This window comes from Pseudomonas phytophila (genome assembly GCF_025643095.1).
In the GTDB taxonomy this organism is placed as follows: domain Bacteria; phylum Pseudomonadota; class Gammaproteobacteria; order Pseudomonadales; family Pseudomonadaceae; genus Aquipseudomonas; species Aquipseudomonas quasicaspiana.
The window spans coordinates 5,864,037-5,888,812 of sequence record NZ_CP081201.1 but is presented as its reverse complement, the minus strand read 5'-3'; the positions used below and the strand labels follow the sequence as shown (position 1 = coordinate 5,888,812).

The 24,776-nt window shown below is 56.5% G+C and carries 10 protein-coding genes, 2 tRNA genes and 3 rRNA genes; 10 read left to right on the top strand and 5 right to left on the bottom strand.

What is annotated here, in order from left to right; genetic code table 11:
* Nucleotide 1: 1 nt before the first annotated feature.
* From K3169_RS26500 to K3169_RS26480, 5 genes are all read right to left on the bottom strand, one after another.
* The gene (locus tag K3169_RS26500; RefSeq protein WP_263268882.1) at nt 2–1,570 is read right to left on the bottom strand and encodes an ABC transporter ATP-binding protein; all 1,569 of its coding nucleotides are present in this window, start codon (nt 1,568–1,570) and stop codon (nt 2–4) included.
* 700 nt (nt 1,571–2,270) lie between these two features.
* Complete coding sequence (locus K3169_RS26495; protein WP_027901272.1) at nt 2,271–2,861, bottom strand: IMPACT family protein; 591 nt, start codon at nt 2,859–2,861, stop codon at nt 2,271–2,273.
* Nucleotides 2,862–2,894: 33 nt separating this feature from the next.
* Complete coding sequence (locus tag K3169_RS26490) at nt 2,895–3,557, bottom strand: TetR/AcrR family transcriptional regulator (RefSeq protein WP_027901271.1); 663 nt, start codon at nt 3,555–3,557, stop codon at nt 2,895–2,897.
* Nucleotides 3,558–3,632: 75 nt separating this feature from the next.
* On the bottom strand, nt 3,633–5,024 hold the full coding sequence (locus K3169_RS26485) for a uracil-xanthine permease family protein (RefSeq protein WP_263268877.1): 1,392 nt from the start codon (nt 5,022–5,024) through the stop codon (nt 3,633–3,635).
* Nucleotides 5,025–5,234: 210 nt separating this feature from the next.
* Nucleotides 5,235–6,155 (bottom strand): LysR family transcriptional regulator, encoded by a 921-nt coding sequence (locus K3169_RS26480; RefSeq protein ID WP_027901269.1) that lies wholly within the window; start codon nt 6,153–6,155, stop codon nt 5,235–5,237.
* Between the two features lie 127 nt (nt 6,156–6,282).
* Between K3169_RS26480 and K3169_RS26475 the strand changes: the two genes are divergently transcribed.
* The 10 genes from K3169_RS26475 (at nt 6,283) to recD (ending at nt 24,748) form a co-directional block, all read left to right on the top strand.
* A complete protein-coding gene (locus K3169_RS26475) occupies nt 6,283–7,629 on the top strand; it encodes an aspartate aminotransferase family protein (RefSeq protein ID WP_122707117.1) in 1,347 nt (448 codons plus the stop codon).
* Nucleotides 7,630–7,689: 60 nt separating this feature from the next.
* Complete coding sequence (locus K3169_RS26470; protein ID WP_122707119.1) at nt 7,690–9,183, top strand: CoA-acylating methylmalonate-semialdehyde dehydrogenase; 1,494 nt, start codon at nt 7,690–7,692, stop codon at nt 9,181–9,183.
* 577 nt (nt 9,184–9,760) lie between these two features.
* Nucleotides 9,761–11,299, top strand: a 16S ribosomal RNA gene (locus K3169_RS26465).
* Nucleotides 11,300–11,421: 122 nt separating this feature from the next.
* Nucleotides 11,422–11,498 (top strand) — tRNA-Ile (locus K3169_RS26460).
* A gap of 30 nt (nt 11,499–11,528) precedes the next feature.
* Nucleotides 11,529–11,604 (top strand) — tRNA-Ala (locus K3169_RS26455).
* 228 nt (nt 11,605–11,832) lie between these two features.
* Nucleotides 11,833–14,726, top strand: a 23S ribosomal RNA gene (locus tag K3169_RS26450).
* 171 nt (nt 14,727–14,897) lie between these two features.
* Nucleotides 14,898–15,013: ribosomal RNA gene (gene rrf / locus K3169_RS26445) — 5S ribosomal RNA — on the top strand.
* Together the 16S, 23S and 5S rRNA genes with 2 tRNA genes alongside form the textbook arrangement of a ribosomal RNA operon.
* 458 nt (nt 15,014–15,471) lie before the next feature.
* Nucleotides 15,472–18,948: an exodeoxyribonuclease V subunit gamma gene (gene recC / locus K3169_RS26440; protein WP_263268875.1), complete on the top strand. Its 3,477-nt coding sequence runs from the start codon at nt 15,472–15,474 to the stop codon at nt 18,946–18,948.
* The gene (recB, locus tag K3169_RS26435) at nt 18,945–22,655 is read left to right on the top strand and encodes an exodeoxyribonuclease V subunit beta (RefSeq protein ID WP_263268873.1); all 3,711 of its coding nucleotides are present in this window, start codon (nt 18,945–18,947) and stop codon (nt 22,653–22,655) included. The genes recC and recB overlap by 4 nt, the downstream gene beginning before the upstream one ends.
* Nucleotides 22,652–24,748 carry an exodeoxyribonuclease V subunit alpha gene (gene recD / locus K3169_RS26430; protein WP_263268871.1) on the top strand — a complete coding sequence of 699 codons (2,097 nt, stop codon included), beginning with the start codon at nt 22,652–22,654 and terminating at the stop codon, nt 24,746–24,748. Before recB ends, recD begins: the two co-directional genes overlap by 4 nt.
* Nucleotides 24,749–24,776: the final 28 nt, after the last annotated feature.

Genomic DNA, 24,776 nt, shown 5'->3' with positions numbered 1-24,776 from the left:
GTTAATTAAGCGCGGCGGCTTGGAATTGAGGTTGAGTGCCAGGCGGTGCATCGAATTCACCGGCCATCCAGCCGCCGATCTGCACGGGCGAGGTCTGCCCGGTCGGTACAAGAGGGGAGAGCCTGCCACTGCTCAGCGCGGCAAGGCGGTCGCTGATCTGGAAGAGTTCGTCGAGATCTTCGGAAATCACCAGAATCGCTGCGCCCGCATCGCGCAAGGCAATCAACGCGCGATGAATCGCTGCGGCGGCCCCCACATCGACGCCCCACGTTGGATGCGCGGCGACCAGCAGTTTCGGGTTCTGCAAGATCTCGCGGCCCAGAATGAATTTCTGCAAGTTACCGCCGGACAGGCTTCGAGCGGGCGCTTGAGCGTCCGGAGTTTTCACTGCGAAGCGTTTGATGATTTCATCGGCCAGGCTTCGGACCTTGCCGCGTTGGACCAGGCCCTTGCTGACCAGTCCTTGCTGAAATGCGGTCAGCAGCGCGTTATCGCTTAGGCTCAAGTCCGGCACCGCGCCGTGCCCGAGTCGTTCCGCTGGAACAAACGCCAGGCCGTTTTTACGCCGTGCATCGGGACGTAGATGACCAACGTTCAAGTCTGCAAAGCGAATACTGGATGACAGCGAGTTGCTTACTGTTTGTTCGCCGCTGAGCAGGGCCAGCAGCTCGTCCTGACCATTACCTGCGACGCCCGCAATGCCGACGATTTCGCCGCTGCGCACTTCAAGATCGAGATTGACCAGAGAGCAACCGAACGGATCGGGGTTATGCCAGGAGAGTTTTTCCACCTGCAGGAACGGTTTATGCCCCGCGACTTTTGGATACTGCGCGGTCAGGCCTTCAGCATCGCCGACCATCAACCGCGCCAGCTCCAGATCCGAACATTGTGCCGGAATACAGTGGCCGGACACTTTGCCGCCGCGCAATACCGTCGCGCTATGACACAAGGCGCGGACTTCACCCAGCTTGTGACTGATAAATAGAATGCTGCAGCCTTCAGCGGCCAGGCGGCGCAGGGTGACGAATAGTTCGTCGGCTTCCTGCGGCGTCAGCACTGAAGTCGGCTCATCAAGAATCAACAGGCGGATGTCCTGCATCAGGCAACGAATGATCTCGACTTTCTGCCGCTCGCCGATCGACAGGCTGTGGACAAGTCGCTGCGGCTCGACCGCCATGCCATAGCGTTGGGAGACTTCACGGATTTTGGGCTCCAGTTGCTTTGGCGTACCGGCCGCGCCGCCCATCGCCAGGGCGATGTTCTGGGCTACGGTCAGGGTCTCGAATAATGAGAAATGCTGAAACACCATGCCAATGCCCAGGCTGCGGGCCTGGGCTGGGTTACGCATTTTCAGAGCCTGTCCCTGCCAGACGATTTCGCCTGAATCGGGCTGCGTCACGCCGTAGATGATCTTCATCAAGGTGCTTTTGCCTGCGCCGTTTTCGCCGAGCAGGGCGTGGATTTCTCCGGAGGCGATATTCAGGTCAATGGCATCGTTGGCCAGGCAGCCCGGATAGCGCTTGCTGATGGCACGCAGCTGCAGGCGTGCAGATGTCACAGGGTTTGGCATGACAGGCTCAAGGTAAGAGGATCGCCTGTGGATAAAGCAATTTCCTGGCCAGGCAGTCAGGTTTTTGCGGGTAAATGCTGATTTGCTTGTAACGACGATGTCGCAAGAGCGATAGGGTGGCTCCTGTGGTGCAACTGATCGCCAGTATCGGCACCAGATCAGGGCGTTTCCGACATTGAATGATTCAATTTCGACCAGCCTGTCTGAGTAAAAAACATACAGTCGCTGTCGAGTCAGGCAACTCCGGCGTCACCGCGACCCTTGCACCTGTTATCCACAGGTTCCTCCACAGTAAATGTGTGCAAGCGCAAAAGTGCGATATAAGCGGGCAGTCGCTAGTAGCGTCTGACCATAAGAGATTGTAAAGCGCTGTTTTAACGATGCTTTTCGCGGTTTGTGACAGTTTTGTATAAAAAGTAATCAATTGGCTGAAAGCTAAGCGTGGCAAGGCTTGCGGCGGCATGTACTCAGCTTGTCCACAGCCGGATGCACAGTAAATGTGTGCAGTCCGAGTTCGCGCTCCCGCGACATCGCGCAGATCTGTGGGAGCCGAGCTTGCTCGCGATAAGGTAGGACGCGATCCAATGTGAACCGCGTCCAGCTTCATCGCGAGCAAGCTCAGCTCCCACAGGTCCTACTGGATTGCGGGCAAACAGAAGTCTCCCGAATGGGCCTGCATGTGGCGCACCACAACGCGACATCATTCCCCGTCTTTACTCAATACAATCCGGCCCCGGCTCAAATCCGCCAACTGCCGCTGCAGCACTTCGACCTGCTCGGGGCCAACCGCGATCGCAAGGTCCACTCCATTAGCCGTGAAGTCTTCGTTCTGCACCAATCCGTTCAATTCGGCGACCCGCAATTTGACCAGCGCCAGTTCGCTGAAGCTGCACGACAGGCTCAATGGCACCCGAGTAACCAACGCTAGACGCTCAGCCTGTTGCAGGCATTTATTGGCACCGCCGCCGTAGGCCCGGGCGAGGCCGCCGGTACCCAGTTGAATGCCGCCGTACCAGCGAATCACCAGCACCACGACCTGATCAAATTCCTGGGCTTCGATGGCGGCCAGAATCGGTCGTCCTGCTGTACCGCCAGGTTCGCCATCGTCATTGCTGCGGTATTGATCGGCCAGTTTCCAGGCCCAGCAATTGTGCGTCGCGTTGAGGTCGCTGTTCTGTTCGATAAACGCTTGTGCGTCGGCGGCGCTGGAAATGGGCGCGGCGAGAGTGATAAAGCGGCTCTTGCGAATCTCTTCGCGAAATTCACAAGGGCCAACCAGAGTAAAGGGCATGCGTGGGTTCCAGCTGTAAACAGATGTCGCCAGTTAAGCGCCTGGAGGCGTCAGGCCGCAACCCTTGAGGATGATGCGAATGAGATTATCGCCCGCAACTTCCATGTCTTGCTTGGTCAATCGAGTGCGTCCGGTCACTTGGCAAATTTGCGTAGCGAAGTCGGCGTAATGCTGCGTGCTGCCCCACAGCAGGAAAATCAGGTGCACCGGATCCACCGGGTCCATTTTGCCCGCATCGATCCACGCTTGAAAAACAGAGGCCCGGCCTTGAAACCAGGCTTGGTAATCCTGGCTGAAATACTGGTTGAGGCATTCGCCGCCGCTGATGATCTCCATGGCGAAAATCCGCGATGCCTGAGGCTGACGACGCGAGAACTCCATTTTGGCTCGAATGTATCGGCTCAATGCCAGAGCCGGATCGTCCTCGACGGTCAGGTTGTTGAAGGTGCTGTCCCATAACTCGAGGATGTTGCTGAGTACCGCGACGTACAGCCCGAGTTTGTTAGTGAAGTAGTAATGAAGGTTGGCCTTGGGCAGCCCGGCGTTCAGCGCGATGGTATTCATGCTGGTGCCTTTGAAGCCGTGGCGAGCGAACTCGTCTTCGGCGGCTTTGATAATGGCCTCTTCATTCTTCTGACGAATGCGACTGGCGGGCTTGGTGCCGTGACTACTGTGCGCAGGGACTTCAAGGATCATGGGGCCGTTCCGGACAGATCATGGGGATACAACACTGAACACCTGACCCAATCAGGTGTTCAGCATTATCAGTAGTTAGTGTGTCGATGGCTCAGCTTCGGTTGCAGATTCTGTACCCGCAACGCTTGTCTTGTCCTCCGGCAATAACAGGCACATCACAATGGCGGTGATGCCGCCGCTGGTGATTGCCGAGTCGAACAGGTTTTGTACCAGTTTAGGCAGGTGATGCAGCAATGCCGGTTGGGAAGCGATGCCCAAACCAACGCCAAAAGACGTTGCAATGATCAGCATGCTGCGCCGATCCAGCGGTGCCTGAGCCAGAATGCGTACGCCCGCAGCAGCAACGCTGCCGAACATGACCAGAGTCGCTCCACCCAGTACGGGTTTTGGGATTTGTTGCAGCAAAGCGCCAATGGTCGGGAACAGGCCGAGCATGAAGAGGACTGCGCCGATGTACAGACCGACATAACGACTGGCCACGCCGGTGAGCTGAATCACACCGTTGTTTTGCGCGAAAGTGGTATTGGGGAAGGCACTGAAGGTTGCGGCGATCATGCAACTGAATCCGTCGCCCAATACGCCACCTTTAAGCCGGGCAATGTACGTGGAGCCGCTTATGGGCTTTTTAGCGAGCATGCAGTTAGCGGTCAGGTCGCCGACGGTTTCGATAGTGCTGATCAGATAAATCAGCGCAACGGGCAGGAAAGCTGTCCAGTCGAAGGCGAAACCGAACCTGAACGGGACCGGTACGCTGATCAGGGGCAGGTCGCCAACGGAATGAGGTATCAGCTTTCCACTGAGCCACGCTGCCAGACTGCCAGCAGCGAGGCCGATGATGATCGCCGACAGGCGTATCCAGGGAGTATTTGACCGGTTGAGCAGAATGATAACGACCAGCACAAAACCGCCCAACGCCAGGTTCAGCGGTTCGCCAAAGTCTGGAGCGTTGAATCCACCGCCCAGGTCCGTCACCCCGACTTTGATCAAGCTGACGCCGATCAGGGTGATCACGATGCCGGTCACGAGCGGCGTGATGACTCTGCGCAGTTGGCCAATGAAGCGACTCAACACAATCTGCACCATCGCACCGAAAAAACAGACCCCGAAAATCATCGCCAGAATGTCTTCAGGACTCCCGCCGCGCTGCTTGACCAGAAAGCCCGCAGACAAGACTGCGCCGAGAAAGGCAAAGCTGGTGCCTTGCAGACAGATCATTCCTGCGCCAATTCCGAATGGCCGACGTGCCTGGATGAAAGTGCCTACGCCTGAAACCATCAATGCCATGCTGATCAGGTAAGGCATGTAGGCGCCCAGCCCAAGTGCAGAACCGATGATTAACGGCGGTGTGATGATGCCGACGAAACTGGCGAGCACGTGTTGCAGCGCAGCAAGTATGGCCGGTAGTGGCTTGGGCCGATCATCAAGGCCGTAGATCAGATCGCTGCTGGGTGAGGCGTCGGGCTGCATGTCGTGCTCTCGCGGGTCGTTTAATACAACCACTGTGCAAAAAGCTGTCCAAGTGCTCAGGTTTTTCTATGGTTAGCACGTTGCAGATGTTTGTAGGAGCGCGCTTGCCCGCGATTGGGTGGTTCAGGCGCAAAATTCGTTGAATGATCTGGCGCCATCGTGGGCGAGCGCGCTCCTACGGGTTGGTATGTTTTTGCAGGGCGCCATGTCTCACCGTGTAGCAGCCAGCGTCTGCAGAAAGCTCTCCAGCACCAAATGAGGGCGGCGTCCTTTGCGGGTTACCGACACCAGGCTTAGATCATAGAAGCGCGACGCAGATTTCAATGCCCGCAGTCGACCCTGTTGCACCCAGAAACTCGCATAGTGATCCGGCAAATAGCCGATGTAACGCCCGGTCAGGATCAAAAACGCCATGCCTTCCCGGTCCGACGCGCTGGCGGTGCAATTGAGCGCCTGATAATGGGCCTGAATCTCTGCGGGTAATCGGAAGGTCGGCGCTATGGCGTCCTGTTCTGCAAGGCGCCCGTCATCCAGCGCAGCATCCTCCATATAGAAAAGCGGGTGGCCCACCGCGCAGTAGAGCAGCGAGCGCTCGCTGTACAGCGGTTGATATTCAAGGCCCGACAATGCACTGGCTTGAGGAACGACACCCACGTGCAACCGGCCGTCGAGTACGCCTTGTTCCACTTCATTGGGCGCAATCATGCGGATGTTGATGTGCACATCAGGCCCGCGCTCTTTCAACTGAGCCAGTGCGTGCGTGATGCGCATGTGGGGGAGGGTGACCAGATTGTCAGTCAGGCCAATGTTCAACTCACCACGCAGATGCTGGTGGAGGCCGTTGACCTCAGTGCGGAAACTTTCCAGTGCGCTCAGTAGTTGCAACGCCGACTGGTAAACCTCCCGGCCTTCTTCGGTAAGCGAAAATCCGGCACGTCCACGTTGGCAAAGGCGTAAGCCCAGGCGTTGCTCCAGATCACTCATTTGCTGGCTGATGGCCGAGCGCCCTATGCCGAGTGCGCTTTCGGCGGCAGAGAATCCTCCCGACTCAACTACGCTTCGAAAGATGCGCAGCAATCGAATATCAAAATCGCTCACTTGTGCCAGTGGATCGGGGCGACGGCTGCTCATAGTTTAGTCATCGGCTAACTGAAGATCGTAAAAGTTGAGTTTTTCCGACTTTATCCCCGTGGCACCGTAGCTGCATCAAGTATTTGCAGTCACTCAACCGCCCAGCGCTCCAGCGAGGTCCGTTTCGATGAACAGTTTCGAGTCGTCCGAGATGTCTATTGCCAGCCAATTGAAGCTTGATGCTCATTGGATGCCTTACACCGCCAATCGCAATTTCCAGCGTGATCCGCGCTTGATCGTCGCGGCGCATGGCAGCTATCTGACAGACGACAAGGGACGCAAGATCTATGATGCGCTTTCTGGTCTGTGGACCTGTGGTGCGGGTCATACGCGCAAGGAGATTCAGGAAGCTGTCTCCAGGCAGTTGGGCATTCTGGACTACTCCCCGGGCTTCCAGTTTGGTCACCCGCTGTCCTTTCAGCTTGCTGAAAAAATCACCGAGCTGACGCCGGGCAATCTGAATCATGTGTTCTACACAAACTCAGGTTCCGAATGTGCCGACACCGCCGTGAAGATGGTGCGCGCCTACTGGCGTTTGAAGGGGCAGGCAACCAAAACCAAAATGATCGGCCGTGCGCGTGGCTATCACGGTGTAAACATTGCGGGCACCAGTCTCGGTGGGGTGAACGGCAACCGTAAGATGTTTGGCCAGTTGATGGACGTGGATCACCTGCCGCACACCTTGCTGGCCAGCAACGCTTATTCGAAAGGCATGCCGGAGGCGGGCGGTATTGCTCTCGCGGATGAAATGCTGAAGTTGATCGAGTTGCACGATGCCTCAAACATCGCTGCAGTCATCGTCGAACCAATGGCGGGTTCGGCCGGTGTGATTGTGCCGCCTCAGGGCTACCTCAAGCGGCTGCGGGAAATCTGCGATCAGCACAACATCCTGCTGATCTTCGACGAAGTCATTACGGGCTTTGGTCGCACCGGCTCAATGTTTGGCGCAGACAGCTTTGGTGTGACGCCTGATCTGATGTGCATTGCGAAGCAAATCACCAACGGTGCGATTCCGATGGGGGCCGTGATCGCCAGCAGTGAGATCTATCAGACATTCATGAATCAACCGACGCCTGAATACGCGGTGGAATTCCCGCATGGTTATACCTACTCCGCGCACCCGGTTGCGTGTGCTGCTGGTCTCGCAGCGCTTGATTTACTGCAGCGGGAAAATCTTGTGCAGCAGGTTGCTGAAGTGGCACCGCATTTCGAAAGCGCACTGCATGGTATCAAAGGCACAAAGAACGTCGTCGACATTCGTAACTACGGCCTAGCTGGCGCTATTCAGATTGCGCCGCGAGATGGCGATGCGATCGTTCGCCCATTCGAGGCGGGCATGAAGCTCTGGAAAGCTGGTTTCTATGTACGTTTTGGCGGCGACACCTTGCAGTTCGGACCTACTTTCAACAGCAAGCCGCAAGACCTGGATCGTTTGTTCGATGCGGTTGGCGAAGCGCTGAATCAGATCGACTGATAAACCCTTCTATATAGGTGACAGGCGCGGATTCGTTCGCGCCTGCTTTGGAGTCATTTCATGAGCACCATTCAACATTTGATCGACGGCCAACTGGTCAGCGATAACGGCCGTACTGCCGACGTGTTCAATCCGTCGACCGGTCAGGCTATCCATAAGGTTTCGTTGGCCAGCCGCGAAATCGTTCAGCAAGCGATTGATTCAGCCAAGGCAGCGTTTCCCGCCTGGCGTAATACTCCTCCGGCAAAACGCGCCCAAGTGATGTTCCGCTTCAAGCAACTGCTGGAGCAGAACGAAAGTCGTATCGCGCAACTGATCAGCGAAGAGCACGGCAAAACGGTTGAAGATGCCGCGGGCGAACTCAAGCGTGGTATCGAGAACGTCGAATACGCCTGTGCCGCGCCGGAAATTCTCAAGGGTGAATACAGCCGTAACGTAGGGCCGAACATTGATGCCTGGTCCGACTTCCAGCCTTTGGGTGTCGTCGCCGGTATTACCCCGTTCAACTTCCCGGCGATGGTGCCGTTGTGGATGTACCCGCTGGCGATCGCTTGCGGTAACTGTTTCATCCTCAAACCGTCCGAGCGTGATCCAAGCTCCACGCTGCTGATCGCACAATTGCTGCACGAAGCCGGTCTTCCTAAAGGCGTACTCAATGTCGTCCATGGCGACAAGGCTGCGGTGGATGCTCTGATCGAAGCTCCGGAAGTCAAAGCGCTGAGTTTTGTGGGTTCAACGCCGATTGCCGAGTACATCTATAAAGAAGGCGCTGCGCGCGGTAAACGAGTGCAGGCCTTGGGTGGCGCGAAAAACCATGCGGTGCTGATGCCGGATGCTGACCTGGATAACGCGGTCAGTGCGTTAATGGGCGCTGCTTACGGTTCGTGCGGCGAGCGCTGCATGGCGATCTCGGTGGCCGTATGTGTGGGTGATCAGATTGCTGATGCGCTGGTCGCCAAACTGGTGCCGCAAATTGCCTCCCTGAAAATCGGTGCCGGTACAACCTGCGGGCTGGACATGGGGCCTCTGGTCACGGGTCAGCATCGGGACAAAGTCAGCGGCTATATAGAAGACGGCGTGCAAGCGGGCGCCAAACTGGTTGTTGATGGTCGCGGCTTGAGTGTTGCCGGTAATGAAGATGGCTTCTTTATGGGCGGTTGCCTGTTCGACCAGGTGACCCCAGAGATGCGTATCTATAAGGAAGAGATCTTTGGGCCGGTGCTGTGCATCGTGCGAGTTGCCAGTCTTGAGCAGGCCATGCAACTGATCAATGATCATGAGTACGGCAATGGCACCTGCATCTTCACTCGAGACGGAGAAGCTGCACGTTTGTTCTGTGATGAGATTGAAGTAGGCATGGTCGGGGTCAACGTTCCACTGCCGGTGCCGGTTGCCTACCACAGCTTCGGTGGCTGGAAGCGTTCACTGTTCGGTGACCTGCATGCCTATGGGCCGGATGGGGTGCGTTTCTATACGCGGCGCAAGGCGATTACCCAGCGTTGGCCGCAACGTGCGAGCCACGAGGCGTCGCAGTTCGCCTTTCCTAGTCTGTAAGACGTCTTGGAAGAGGGGTGAGCCGTCAGGCTCACCCCTTTGTTTTATGGGGTTTCAGAAAGATATGACAATTTAGTGAAATTAAGGGTTGACGGACTCTCTAATCTCTCTATAATTCGCACCTCTTCTGGCGCAGACAGAACGAAAAACTCCTTGATAATCAATGAGTTGGACGATTCGGTTAGCTCGGAAGAGGCTTTGATGAAGTTGATCGAAAGCGGTGAAAAAAAGGCAGTTGACAGCAGGTTGTAACGCTGTAGAATTCGCCTCCCGCTAACGAGCAGCGTGATGTTGATCGAAGCGCAAGTGGTTGAAGTTGATAAGGAAACTTTGAAAACTTCTTAAAATAACCGCTTGACAGATACAGAGGCTGCTGTAGAATGCGCGCCTCGGTTGAGACGAAAGATCTTAACCAACCGCTCTTTAACAATTGAATCAAGCAATTCGTGTGGGTGCTTGCGCTGTCAGACTGAAGTCAACAGATTATCAGCATCGTAAGTTACTCCGCGAGAAATCAAAGAAATAACCAACGATTGCTGAGCCAAGTTTAGGGTTTTCTCAAAACCCAAAGATGTTTGAACTGAAGAGTTTGATCATGGCTCAGATTGAACGCTGGCGGCAGGCCTAACACATGCAAGTCGAGCGGCAGCACGGGTACTTGTACCTGGTGGCGAGCGGCGGACGGGTGAGTAATGCCTAGGAATCTGCCTGGTAGTGGGGGATAACGCTCGGAAACGGACGCTAATACCGCATACGTCCTACGGGAGAAAGCAGGGGACCTTCGGGCCTTGCGCTATCAGATGAGCCTAGGTCGGATTAGCTAGTTGGTGAGGTAATGGCTCACCAAGGCGACGATCCGTAACTGGTCTGAGAGGATGATCAGTCACACTGGAACTGAGACACGGTCCAGACTCCTACGGGAGGCAGCAGTGGGGAATATTGGACAATGGGCGAAAGCCTGATCCAGCCATGCCGCGTGTGTGAAGAAGGTCTTCGGATTGTAAAGCACTTTAAGTTGGGAGGAAGGGCATTTACCTAATACGTAAGTGTTTTGACGTTACCGACAGAATAAGCACCGGCTAACTCTGTGCCAGCAGCCGCGGTAATACAGAGGGTGCAAGCGTTAATCGGAATTACTGGGCGTAAAGCGCGCGTAGGTGGTTTGTTAAGTTGAATGTGAAATCCCCGGGCTCAACCTGGGAACTGCATCCAAAACTGGCAAGCTAGAGTATGGTAGAGGGTGGTGGAATTTCCTGTGTAGCGGTGAAATGCGTAGATATAGGAAGGAACACCAGTGGCGAAGGCGACCACCTGGACTGATACTGACACTGAGGTGCGAAAGCGTGGGGAGCAAACAGGATTAGATACCCTGGTAGTCCACGCCGTAAACGATGTCAACTAGCCGTTGGGAGCCTTGAGCTCTTAGTGGCGCAGCTAACGCATTAAGTTGACCGCCTGGGGAGTACGGCCGCAAGGTTAAAACTCAAATGAATTGACGGGGGCCCGCACAAGCGGTGGAGCATGTGGTTTAATTCGAAGCAACGCGAAGAACCTTACCAGGCCTTGACATCCAATGAACTTTCCAGAGATGGATGGGTGCCTTCGGGAACATTGAGACAGGTGCTGCATGGCTGTCGTCAGCTCGTGTCGTGAGATGTTGGGTTAAGTCCCGTAACGAGCGCAACCCTTGTCCTTAGTTACCAGCACGTTATGGTGGGCACTCTAAGGAGACTGCCGGTGACAAACCGGAGGAAGGTGGGGATGACGTCAAGTCATCATGGCCCTTACGGCCTGGGCTACACACGTGCTACAATGGTCGGTACAGAGGGTTGCCAAGCCGCGAGGTGGAGCTAATCCCATAAAACCGATCGTAGTCCGGATCGCAGTCTGCAACTCGACTGCGTGAAGTCGGAATCGCTAGTAATCGCGAATCAGAATGTCGCGGTGAATACGTTCCCGGGCCTTGTACACACCGCCCGTCACACCATGGGAGTGGGTTGCACCAGAAGTAGCTAGTCTAACCTTCGGGGGGACGGTTACCACGGTGTGATTCATGACTGGGGTGAAGTCGTAACAAGGTAGCCGTAGGGGAACCTGCGGCTGGATCACCTCCTTAATCGACGACTCAGCTGCAGCACAAGTTCCCACACGAATTGCTTGATTCATTGAAGAAGACGATTAGAAGCAGCTTTAAGCTCCAAGCTGATAGCTCACGCTAGCGGCTACAAGCTCGAAATTGGGTCTGTAGCTCAGTTGGTTAGAGCGCACCCCTGATAAGGGTGAGGTCGGCAGTTCGAATCTGCCCAGACCCACCAATTTTGTGTGGGAAACGCCTGTAGAAATACGGGGCCATAGCTCAGCTGGGAGAGCGCCTGCCTTGCACGCAGGAGGTCAGCGGTTCGATCCCGCTTGGCTCCACCACTTACTGCTTCTGTTTGAAAGCTTAGAAATGAGCACTCCATCGATGCGATGGTGAGTGTTGATTTCTAGTCTTTGATTAGATCGTTCTTTAAAAATTTGGGTATGTGATAGAAATATAGACTGGGCACCTCTTTCACTGGTGCGTGTCCAGGCTAAGGTAAAGTTTGTGAGAACAAACTTTCGGCGAATGTCGTCTTCACAGTATAACCAGATTGCTTGGGGTTATATGGTCAAGTGAAGAAGCGCATACGGTGGATGCCTTGGCAGTCAGAGGCGATGAAAGACGTGGTAGCCTGCGAAAAGCTTCGGGGAGTCGGCAAACAGACTGTGATCCGGAGATGTCTGAATGGGGGAACCCAGCTGTCATAAGACAGTTACCTTACACTGAATACATAGGTGTATGGAGCGAACCAGGGGAACTGAAACATCTAAGTACCCTGAGGAAAAGAAATCAACCGAGATTCCCTTAGTAGTGGCGAGCGAACGGGGACCAGCCCTTAAGTTGTTTAGAGATTAGCGGAACGCTCTGGAAAGTGCGGCCATAGTGGGTGATAGCCCTGTACGCGAAAATCTCTTTGCAATGAAATCGAGTAGGACGGGGCACGAGAAACCTTGTCTGAACATGGGGGGACCATCCTCCAAGGCTAAATACTACTGACTGACCGATAGTGAACTAGTACCGTGAGGGAAAGGCGAAAAGAACCCCGGAGAGGGGAGTGAAATAGATCCTGAAACCGTATGCGTACAAGCAGTGGGAGCCCACTTTGTTGGGTGACTGCGTACCTTTTGTATAATGGGTCAGCGACTTATTTTCAGTGGCGAGCTTAACCGAATAGGGGAGGCGTAGCGAAAGCGAGTCTTAATAGGGCGTCTAGTCGCTGGGAATAGACCCGAAACCGGGCGATCTATCCATGGGCAGGTTGAAGGTTGGGTAACACTAACTGGAGGACCGAACCGACTACCGTTGAAAAGTTAGCGGATGACCTGTGGATCGGAGTGAAAGGCTAATCAAGCTCGGAGATAGCTGGTTCTCCTCGAAAGCTATTTAGGTAGCGCCTCATGTATCACTGTAGGGGGTAGAGCACTGTTTCGGCTAGGGGGTCATCCCGACTTACCAAACCGATGCAAACTCCGAATACCTACAAGTGCCGAGCATGGGAGACACACGGCGGGTGCTAACGTCCGTCGTGAAAAGGGAAACAACCCAGACCGTCAGCTAAGGTCCCAAAATCCTGGTTAAGTGGGAAACGATGTGGGAAGGCTTAGACAGCTAGGAGGTTGGCTTAGAAGCAGCCACCCTTTAAAGAAAGCGTAATAGCTCACTAGTCGAGTCGGCCTGCGCGGAAGATGTAACGGGGCTCAAACCAGGTACCGAAGCTACGGGTATCATCTTAGGATGATGCGGTAGAGGAGCGTTCTGTAAGCCTGTGAAGGTGAGTTGAGAAGCTTGCTGGAGGTATCAGAAGTGCGAATGCTGACATGAGTAACGACAATGGGTGTGAAAAACACCCACGCCGAAAGACCAAGGTTTCCTGCGCAACGTTAATCGACGCAGGGTTAGTCGGTCCCTAAGGCGAGGCTGAAAAGCGTAGTCGATGGAAAACAGGTTAATATTCCTGTACTTCTGGTTATTGCGATGGAGGGACGGAGAAGGCTAGGCCAGCTTGGCGTTGGTTGTCCAAGTTTAAGGTGGTAGGCTGAGATCTTAGGTAAATCCGGGATCTTAAGGCCGAGAGCTGATGACGAGTGTTCTTTTAGAACACGAAGTGGTTGATGCCATGCTTCCAAGAAAAGCTTCTAAGCTTCAGGTAACCAGGAACCGTACCCCAAACCGACACAGGTGGTTGGGTAGAGAATACCAAGGCGCTTGAGAGAACTCGGGTGAAGGAACTAGGCAAAATGGCACCGTAACTTCGGGAGAAGGTGCGCCGGTGGAGGTGAAGCATTTACTGCGTAAGCCCCTGCCGGTCGAAGATACCAGGCCGCTGCGACTGTTTATTAAAAACACAGCACTCTGCAAACACGAAAGTGGACGTATAGGGTGTGACGCCTGCCCGGTGCCGGAAGGTTAATTGATGGGGTTAGCTAACGCGAAGCTCTTGATCGAAGCCCCGGTAAACGGCGGCCGTAACTATAACGGTCCTAAGGTAGCGAAATTCCTTGTCGGGTAAGTTCCGACCTGCACGAATGGCGTAACGATGGCGGCGCTGTCTCCACCCGAGACTCAGTGAAATTGAAATCGCTGTGAAGATGCAGTGTATCCGCGGCTAGACGGAAAGACCCCGTGAACCTTTACTATAGCTTTGCACTGGACTTTGAATTTGCTTGTGTAGGATAGGTGGGAGGCTTTGAAGCGTGGACGCCAGTCTGCGTGGAGCCAACCTTGAAATACCACCCTGGCAACTTTGAGGTTCTAACTCAGGTCCGTTATCCGGATCGAGGACAGTGTATGGTGGGTAGTTTGACTGGGGCGGTCTCCTCCTAAAGAGTAACGGAGGAGTACGAAGGTGCGCTCAGACCGGTCGGAAATCGGTCGTAGAGTATAAAGGCAAAAGCGCGCTTGACTGCGAGACAGACACGTCGAGCAGGTACGAAAGTAGGTCTTAGTGATCCGGTGGTTCTGTATGGAAGGGCCATCGCTCAACGGATAAAAGGTACTCCGGGGATAACAGGCTGATACCGCCCAAGAGTTCATATCGACGGCGGTGTTTGGCACCTCGATGTCGGCTCATCACATCCTGGGGCTGAAGCCGGTCCCAAGGGTATGGCTGTTCGCCATTTAAAGTGGTACGCGAGCTGGGTTTAGAACGTCGTGAGACAGTTCGGTCCCTATCTGCCGTGGACGTTTGAGATTTGAGAGGGGCTGCTCCTAGTACGAGAGGACCGGAGTGGACGAACCTCTGGTGTTCCGGTTGTCACGCCAGTGGCATTGCCGGGTAGCTATGTTCGGAAAAGATAACCGCTGAAAGCATCTAAGCGGGAAACTTGCCTCAAGATGAGATCTCACTGGAACCTTGAGTTCCCTGAAGGGCCGTCGAAGACTACGACGTTGATAGGTGGGGTGTGTAAGCGCTGTGAGGCGTTGAGCTAACCCATACTAATTGCCCGTGAGGCTTGACCATATAACACCCAAGCAATTTGCGACATGCCTTGATAAATGAAGGCAGGGCCAGATTGCGGTGACTGTGAAGACGACACGAACCGAAAGTTTGTTCGCACACTGAACCTGAGCTATCACATACCCATTCGCTGGCACGTAACCCGCAAGGGCCAACGCACCGGCAACCGAATTTCTTGACGACCATAGAGCATTGGAACCACCTGATCCCATCCCGAACTCAGTAGTGAAACGATGTATCGCCGATGGTAGTGTGGGGTTTCCCCATGTGAGAGTAGGTCATCGTCAAGATTAAATTCCAGAACCCCTGATCGCTTACGCGTTCAGGGGTTTTGTTTGTGCGCGAAGAAAAAGGATTAGCCGTAGGACCGCGCTTGCCCGCGATGGACAACCACGCGTTGAACCTGGCACACCACTCGCTACCGGGTAGGACCGAATTCATTCGGGAAGGCTATATGTCAGGCGATACAAAAGCTGCGGGTGTACCGCCCCTCGCGAACAAGTTCCCTCCTACCGTCCATGCGCCAAGCTCGGTAGGACCGAATTCATTCGGGAAGCTGTGTGTCAGGCGATACATAAGCTGCGGATGTACCGCCCCTTCGCGAACAAGTTCGCTCCTACCGTCCATCCGCGAACCTCGGTAGGCCAGCGACAATTCACCCGCAAATTCCCTCCTACACCCCCTCCGTTTTGCTTTAAGGTTCGGCTACAGTTTTTCCACGCCGCACCCTCCAGCCAAGGAAGCATTCATGCCTGTAACAACCTCTCTCAGCGCCGGTTTCATGGTCGTTCATGGCAATCGCCTGGATGACCTGCGCAGTCTGGTTGTGTCCTGGATGCGCCGTTATCCGCTTTCGCCTCTGGAAAACGAAATCGCCTTGGTGCAAAGCAACGGCATTGCCCAATGGTTGAAGCTGGCCTTGGCTGAAGATGCCGAAGACGAAGACCTGGGTGGCTGTGGAATTGCCGCCGCAATCGACGTCCAGCTTCCGGGCAGCTTCATGTGGCAGCTGTATCGATCGGTATTAGGCAAGGATGAAATCCCGGCCGCGTCACTATTGGACAAGGCGCCGCTGACCTGGCGTCTGATGCGTCTGCTACCCGCCTTGATCGACCAGCCACACTTTGAGCCGCTAAGCCGCTTCCTGACTAACGACACTGATCTGCGCAAGCGCTATCAGTTGTCCGAGCGCTTGGCCGACCTGTTTGACCAATACCAGGTGTATCGCGCCGACTGGCTGGAAGACTGGGCTGCAGGTCGCCACCAATTGCGTAACGTCAGAGGCGAAGCCAAGCCGTTGACCCCGGCGAATTGCTGGCAAGCTGAGTTGTGGCGTGCGTTGCTCCTGGATGTGGGCACCGAAGGCATGGCCCAAAGCCGAGCAGGTGTGCATCAACGCTTCATTGAACGCATCACCCATATGAATGAAGCCCCGGCGGGTTTACCGGCGCGGGTCATCGTATTCGGTATCTCCTCTCTGCCCGCTCAGGCCTTGGAAGCATTGGCCGGTTTGGCACGATTCAGCCAAGTGCTGCTCTGTGTTCACAATCCTTGTCGCCACCACTGGGCCGACATCGTCGCCGACAAGGATTTACTGCGTCATCAATACAAGCGTCAGGCTCGCAAAACCGGAATGCCTGTCGTACTTGATCCCCAAGCGCTGCACCAACACGCCCATCCGCTGTTGGCTGCATGGGGCAAGCAAGGTCGTGACTACATCAATCTTCTGGATAGCCACGACGATCCCGGCAGCTATCGCTCAGCGTTCAAAGATGGGCGCATTGACCTGTTCAGCGAGAGTGATCCGCATACGGTCCTCAATCAGCTACAGGACGACATTCTTGAGCTAAGGCCGCTCGATGAAACCCGAGAACTCTGGCCCGCTGTCGATCCACTGCAAGATCGCTCAATCCGCTTCCACGTCGCCCACAGCGCTCAGCGGGAAGTCGAAATCCTGCATGACCAATTACTCGCGCGTTTCAGCAAAGACCCGGATCTACGTCCTCGCGATGTGATTGTCATGGTCCCGGATATCGACAGCTACGCTCCGCATATCCGCGCCGTATTTGGCCAGATTGATCGCGAAGACCGCCGCTTTATCCCATTCACCCTTGCCGACCAAGGGCAACGCGGTCGCGAGCCATTGTTGATTGCTGTCGAGCACCTGCTGAAAATTCCGGACAGCCGTTTTCCGGTCAGCGAAATCCTCGACCTGTTGGACGTTCCTGCACTGCGCGCTCGCTTCAAAATCAAGGAACGCGACCTGCCAACCCTGCATCGCTGGATCGAAGGGGCAGGCGTACGTTGGGGGTTGAATGCCGAGCAACGGGAAGGGCTCGGCTTGCCAGCAGCGCTCGAGCAAAACAGCTGGCACTTCGGATTACGACGCATGTTGCTCGGCTATGCGGTCGGTGCCGGTGCTGCCTGTGACGGCATAGAACCCTACGACGAAATCGGTGGTCTGGACGCAGCTCTGATCGGTCCATTAGTGGCGTTGATTGACGCGCTTCAGGTCGCCCACAACGAGCTGTCCTCGCCTGCGGTTGCCACAGAGTGGGGCGCTCGCCTGCAAGCGCTGCTGCAATTGTTCTTCCTGGCTGACAGCGAGCACGACGACTATTTGCTCGCTCAACTGGAGCAACTGCGTGAGACCTGGCTGGAGACGTGCGAATCGGTTGGCCTGCAAGACGAGTTGCCGCTGACTGTAGTTCGCGAAGCCTGGCTGGCCGGACTGGACCAAGGTCGTTTGTCCCAGCGCTTCCTCGCCGGCTCGGTCAACTTCTGCACCTTAATGCCGATGCGCGCTATTCCTTTCAAGCTGGTGTGCCTGCTCGGCATGAACGACGGTGATTACCCTCGCGCGCAGCCGCCGCTGGACTTCGATTTGATGGGCAGCGATTACCGTCCCGGTGACCGCTCACGTCGTGAAGACGACCGCTATCTGCTGCTCGAAGCACTGCTCTCAGCGCGAGACCAGCTGTATATCAGTTGGGTGGGCCGTAGCATTCGCGACAACAGCGAGCGTCCGCCATCCGTGTTGATCGGCCAGTTGCGCGATCACCTCGCCGCAGGCTGGAGACTCCAAGATGCCCAAGAACCCATGGACAGCAAAAAGCGCGATCCGGGTCAGCAGCTCCTGCACGCACTCACCCTCGAACATCCGCTTCAGCCATTCAGCGCGCAATACTTTCATGAGAACACCGGCTTCTTCAGCTTCGCCCGGGAATGGCAGGTCCTGCACGAAACCAGTGTCACCGTGCCGACAACCACGAAACTTGCTGCCCACGAACAAGACGAACCCCTGAACCTGGCTCAACTGCAGGACTTCCTCAGGAATCCGGTCAAACACTTCTTCAGCCAGCGTTTGAAGATCTACTTCGAAGTGGCCGAAGCGCCTTTGGCTGATGAAGAGCCGTTTGTGCTCGACGCCCTTGAGCGCTACAGCCTGAGTGACAGCCTGCTCAACGCTGCGCTCACTGGCTCGCAAGACATTGACGAGGCGCTGCAGGCACAGGCATTAAAACTCCAGGGCAGCGGCCTGTTACCCATGGCGGGTTTCGGCAGCAGCTTGCGAGAAGAATTGATCGAGCCGCTGCCGGATTTGCTGCAGCGTTATCAGAGCCTGCTTCATAAATGGCCTGAAGCGCTGAGCAGTGCGCTGCCGGTCAGTTATGCCCATCAAGGCGTGCGACTGGAAGGTTGGCTAGGTGGTTTGCATGCCAATGCTCAAGGCGAGTACTTACTGATCACGGCTATTCCGAACTCCATTGGCTCAAAGAAAAACCGTAAATGGCATCGCCTTATTCGTCCTTGGGTTTTACACCTGGTGGGCTGCGCATGCGGGCTGCCGCTGAGCACTGCACTGGTAGCCAGCGATGAAACGCTGTTGCTGGACCCGCTGGATAAATCCCTCGCCACAGCTGCGCTGAATGACTTGCTCACGGCTTGGCTCAGTGGCATGCAGCGACCTTTACCTGTCGCAGTCAAAACCGCTTTCGCCTCACTCAGCCAGAACGACGAAAGCAAAGCCGAAGCCGCTGCTCGCAAAGCCTACGAAGGCGACGGCCAAACCTCTGATGGCGAGCGACGCGAAAGCACTGCGCTGGCCCGGCAATTTCCGGACTTCGATGCCCTGATCGAAAGCGAAGAGTTTGCTGGCTGGTGCGATGCGCTCTACAAGCCGATTTTCGACGCGCCTTGGCAAAGTGAAGGAGCCAGCGCATGACCGACATTCAACACACCGCATCCTTGGCTCTGCGTTTCCCGCTGCGTGGCAGCCAACTGATCGAAGCCAGCGCCGGAACCGGCAAGACCTTCACCATTTCGGCGCTTTATGTGCGTCTGGTTCTCGGCCATGGCGGTGATGTCGCCGGTTTTGGCCGTGAACTGTTGCCGCCGCAAATCCTCGTCGTCACCTTCACCGATGCCGCGACCAAAGAACTGCGCGACCGGATTCGCATCCGGTTGGCCGAAGCCGCACGCTTCTTTCGCGAAGAAATCAGCGCGCCTGATGAGTTGATCAACGAACTGCGCGAGCAATTCACGCCCGAGCAATGGCCAGCCTGCGCCAGTCGCCTGGACATTGCAGCACAATGGATGGACGAAGCTGCGGTATCGACGATCCACAGTTGGTGCCAGCGCATGCTGCGCGAACATGCTTTCGACAGCGGCAGCCTGTTCACCCAGACCCTGGAAACCGATCACAGCGATTTGCTTGGCGAAGTGCTACGCGACTACTGGCGACTGTTCTGCTACCCCATGAGTGGCGATGCCCTGAACTGGGTACGCGCCAATTGGAGTGGTCCGGCGGCCTTGTTACCTCGGGTGCGCAGCCTCTTTGGCAGCGACCGGGCGGTCCCGACCCAAGCCCCTGCCGAGTTGATCACCGCCTCTCTGCAGCAACGTCGCGAGGCGCTCAAAGCACTTAAGTCGCCGTGGACCAACTGGGCTGCCGAGCTGCATGCAATCTGCATCGATGGCGTGGCGTGCAAGGTGGTCGATGGGCGCAAGATGCAGGAGCGCTATTTCCGGCCTTGGTTTGAAAAGCTCACCGCCTGGGCTGCTGATGACGAACTGGAAGAACTCGATCTGGGTACAGGTTTTACCCGGCTGACGCCCGACGGCATTGCTGAGGCGTGGAAGAGCAATCCGCCTTCGCATCCCGCTTTCGAGGCGATGGTCGAACTCAAAGTCGCGCTCGATACCTTGCCAACACCCGATGCCGCAGTGCTCGAACATGCCGCACACTGGGTCGGCATGCGTTTCGAAGCAGAAAAGCGCCGTCGTGCGGAAATGGGCTTTGACGACATGCTACTCAGGCTCGACGCGGCGCTGCAAAGCTCAGGCGGCGAGCGTCTGGCGACCTTGATTCGCGAACAGTTTCCGGTTGCCTTGATCGATGAGTTCCAGGACACCGACCCGGTGCAGTACCGGATTTTCGAGAGCATCTATCGCCTTGAAGAAAACGACACCGAAACCGGGTTGTTCTTGATCGGCGACCCCAAGCAGGCGATTTACGCGTTCCGTGGTGCTGACATCTACACCTACCTGCGCGCGCGTCAGGCCACGGTTGGCCGCTGGCATACGCTGGACACCAACTACCGTTCCAGCCACTCCATGGTCGAAGCGGTTAACCACTTGTTTCAGCGTGCCGAGCAGCGTCCGGAAGGGCGTGGTGCTTTCCTGTTTCGCGAAGGCGACAAGAACGATGTGCCATTCTCGGATGCGCTTTCTCAAGGTCGCAAAGACGCTCTGCAAATAGACGGCACACCGCTGGCTGCCCTGAATGTCTGGCAACTGGCGAGTGATCAGCCGGTATCCGGCGTCAGCTATCGCCAGCAACTGGCTGCCAGTTGCGCCAGTGAAATCGTCCGGCTGCTTAACGCCGGGCAACAAGGCCGCGCCGGTTTCGCCGCTGTGGATAAAGACTTGAAAGGCCTGCTGCCTGCCGACATCGCGATTCTGGTGCGTGACGGCAAAGAGGCTCAGACGGTGCGCGGCGAATTGTCGGCCCGTGGCGTGCGCAGCGTTTACTTGTCCGACAAGGATTCAGTGTTCGCCGCTCAGGAAGCGCATGACGTATTGGCCTGGCTCAAGGCCTGCGCCGAACCAGACTCCGAACGTACCCTGCGCGCCGCATTGGCATGCATCACCCTGGCGTTACCGCTGGCAGAGCTGGAGCGCTTGAATCAGGACGAATTGGCGTGGGAAGCGCGGGTCATGCAGTTCCGCGGTTATCACCTGATCTGGCGTAACCAGGGCGTATTGCCGATGCTGCGCCGCTTGCTGCACGACTTCCATTTGCCGCAGATCCTGATCACCCGAAATGATGGCGAGCGTGTCCTGACCAACTTGCTGCACCTGTCCGAGTTACTGCAGCAAGCCGCTGCCGAACTGGATGGCGAACAGGCGTTGATCCGCCATCTGGGCGAGCATCTGGCGATGTCCGGTCAGGCGGGTGAAGAACAGATTTTGCGTCTGGAAAGTGATGAGCAACTGGTCAAGGTCGTGACCATCCACAAGTCCAAAGGCTTGCAGTATCCATTGGTGTTCCTGCCGTTCATTTGCTCCAGCAAACCGGTGGATGGCACGCGTCTACCACTGCATTTCCACGATGAAAACGGTAGGGCGCAAGTCAGTCTCAAGCCTACCGCTGCCCTCATCGAACAGTCCGACAACGAGCGTCTGGCTGAAGATCTACGTCTGCTTTATGTGGCCCTGACCCGAGCTGAATATGCCTGTTGGCTGGGCGTGGCCGACCTCAAGCGCGGTAACTCCAGCAGCTCGATGTTGCACCGCTCGGCATTGGGTTACCTGCTGGGCGGCGGCATGCCGTTGGTCGAGTCGGCAGGCCTGGCTTCATGGCTACGCGATCTGGGCGAAGGTTGCGCCGGGATCAGCGTCGAAGACGTTCCTGCCCCAACTGCAGAAACCTTCAGCCCGCCACGCAATGAAGCAACCTTGCTCAAACCGCGCATGCCCAAACGCCGCGCTGCCGAGAATTGGTGGATCGCCTCTTACAGCGCATTGCGCATCGGCGACACGATCACCGCGGGTAGCGATAGCGACGAATCACCGGACAGCCCGCAAGCGCAAAAGCTGTTCGATGACGAACGCCTCGACCCCGAAGCGCCGCGTGAAGTGCTGGTCAGCGGCGGTGATATCCACCGTTTTCCACGCGGCCCTAATCCCGGCACCTTCCTCCATGGTTTGCTGGAATGGGCGGGCAACGAAGGTTTTGCCAAGGCTGTCAGCGATCCGCAGCTACTCAAAGATGCTGTGGCTCGGCGCTGTAACCGACGTGGTTGGGAAGGCTGGATCGACACGCTGAGCGGCTGGCTGCAACAGGTTCTGAATTTGCCGTTGTCGCTGACAGCCGACAGTACGCCGGTTTCTCTAGGCGCGATGGATCAGCCCAATCAGTACCGCATCGAAATGGAGTTCTGGTTCGCCTGCCACAAGGTCAACGTCGCACAAATGGACGCTCTGGTGCGCCGCTACACCCACGACAACGCCCCGCGCGCGGCAACCGAAACGGTGTCTTTGAACGGCATGTTCAAGGGCTTCATCGACCTGACCTTTGAACACGAAGGTCGCTATTACGTGGCGGATTACAAATCCAACTGGCTCGGCCCGGACGATGAAAGCTACACCCAGGACGCCATGACCAGTGCGATTCTGGACAACCGTTATGACCTGCAATACGTGCTCTATCTGTTGGCTCTGCATCGCCAGCTCAAGGCTCGTCTCGCCGATTACGATTACGACCAACACATGGGCGGCGCACTTTATGTGTTCCTGCGTGGCGCTTATTCAACCAGTCAGGGCGCCTGGTTTACCCGGCCGCCACGGGAGCTGATCGAAGGTCTGGATCTACTGTTTCAAGGCAAGTCAGTGACTGAAGAGTTCGTCCTGACCGGAGAACCCGCATGACTCGCTCATTCGCTGAACTGCTGCCCACCCCGCTGGATGCACAGAGTCTGGCTGACCTAACGCCATTGACCAACGTTCGCGACCTGCTGCTGTTGCTTGAGCGTTGGGTCGAGCGCGGCTGGCTGCGGGCTCTGGATAAGGCTTTCGTGGCGTTCCTCAGTGAGCTGGATCCGTCCGCCGATTCACTGGTTCTGCTGGCCGCTGCGTTGACCAGTCACCAACTCGGCCACGGCCATGTTTGCCTGGACCTGTACGAAACGCTTAAAGAGCCGGACTTCGCACTGTCATTGCCCCCCGAAGGTGATGTGCAAAGCGGCCCGATGCTGCTGCCGTCGCAATTGCTGGTAGCGCTGGATGGCGACGCATGGTGCAAGGCATTGCTGGCCAGTACGTTGGTTGCCCGAGGCGACGACGCCAGTGAAAGTGCGGCCAGCAAACCGTTGGTGTTGTCTGATCGCCGTTTGTACTTGCGCCGTTACTGGACGTACGAGCGGCGCATCGGCGCGATCTTGCGTCAGCGACTGGCACTGCGAGAGGCCGTTTCTGATGACCTCGCCCAACGTTTGAATGCACTGTTCCCGCCGAGTAGTACGCCGGATGCGCTGATCGACTGGCAGAAACTGGCCTGTGCGCTGGCGACTCGCGGCGCATTCAGCATCATCACGGGCGGGCCGGGCACCGGTAAAACCACCACGGTTGTTCGCTTGCTCGCGTTATTGCAGGCCCCGGCTGTTCAAGCCGGTCAGCCGTTGCGGATTCGTCTGGCTGCGCCCACCGGTAAAGCGGCGGCGCGTTTGACTGAGTCCATCAGCCAGCAAGTGCAGAGCCTGACGGTCAGTGAAGACGTGCGTCAGAAAATCCCTGCCGAAGTCACTACGGTGCACCGTTTGCTGGGCAGCCGTCCGGGCACGCGGCACTTCCGTCATCACGCCGGGAATCTACTGCCCCTGGATGTGTTGGTGGTGGACGAAGCGTCGATGATCGACCTGGAAATGATGGCCAATCTGCTGGAAGCGCTGCCACCCCATGCGCGCATGGTGCTGCTGGGTGACAAAGACCAGTTGGCTTCCGTTGAGGCGGGTGCTGTATTGGGCGATTTATGCCGTGATGCCGAAGCCGGGCTTTACAGCCCGCAAACCCAGCGCTGGCTGGAAGTAATCAGCGGCGAAGACTTGAATCGCGCCGGTTTGCAGCAAGGCGATGAGCAGCAGCATCCGCTGGCTCAGCAAGTGGCGATGTTGCGTTACTCGCGGCGCTTTGGCGAAGGAAGTGGTATCGGGCAATTGGCGCGGCTGGTCAATCAGCAGCAGTCCACCGAAGCGCGCGCTTTGTTGGCCGCTCGTAGCCACGCGGATTTGCACGCATTGGCCCTCAAGAATGAGCAGGACCGTTCACTGGAGCGCCTGCTACTCGAAGGACTCGACCAAGGCTCGGAAGGCCCGCAGGGCTATCGCCATTATCTGGGCGTGATGGCCGCGCAGCGTCCGCCACAGGATGCCGCGCTGGAAGACGAGCGTTGGGGGTATTGGGCGCGAGCGGTACTGGATGCGTTCGACGCGTTTCAGTTGTTGTGCGCTGTGCGTAAAGGACCGTGGGGCGTTGAGGGGCTAAACCGGCGCATCACCAGCGCGCTGTACGAAGCCCGGCTGATTGAAAGCGATCAGCATTGGTACGAAGGTCGGCCGGTGTTGATGACCCGCAATGATTACGGGCTTGGCTTGATGAACGGCGACATTGGCATCGCCTTGCGCCTGCCAGAGCGCGACGGGCCGGAAGCAGGCAAACAGGTATTGCGCGTGGCCTTCCCGCGCAACGACGGCAGCGGCGGGGTGCGTTTCGTTTTGCCGAGTCGGCTCAACGATGTGGAAACGGTTTACGCCATGACTGTGCACAAATCCCAAGGCTCGGAGTTCGCCCATACCGCACTGATCCTGCCCGAGGCGCTAAATCCGGTCCTTACCAAAGAGCTGATCTACACCGGCATCACCCGCGCCAAACACTGGTTCAGTCTGATCGAACCGCGCAAAGGCGTGTTCGAAGAAGCACTGCGGCGCAAGGTAAAGCGCCTGAGTGGGTTGATGCTGGAGCTGTAAAAACCACAAAACCCATCTCTCCCTGTAG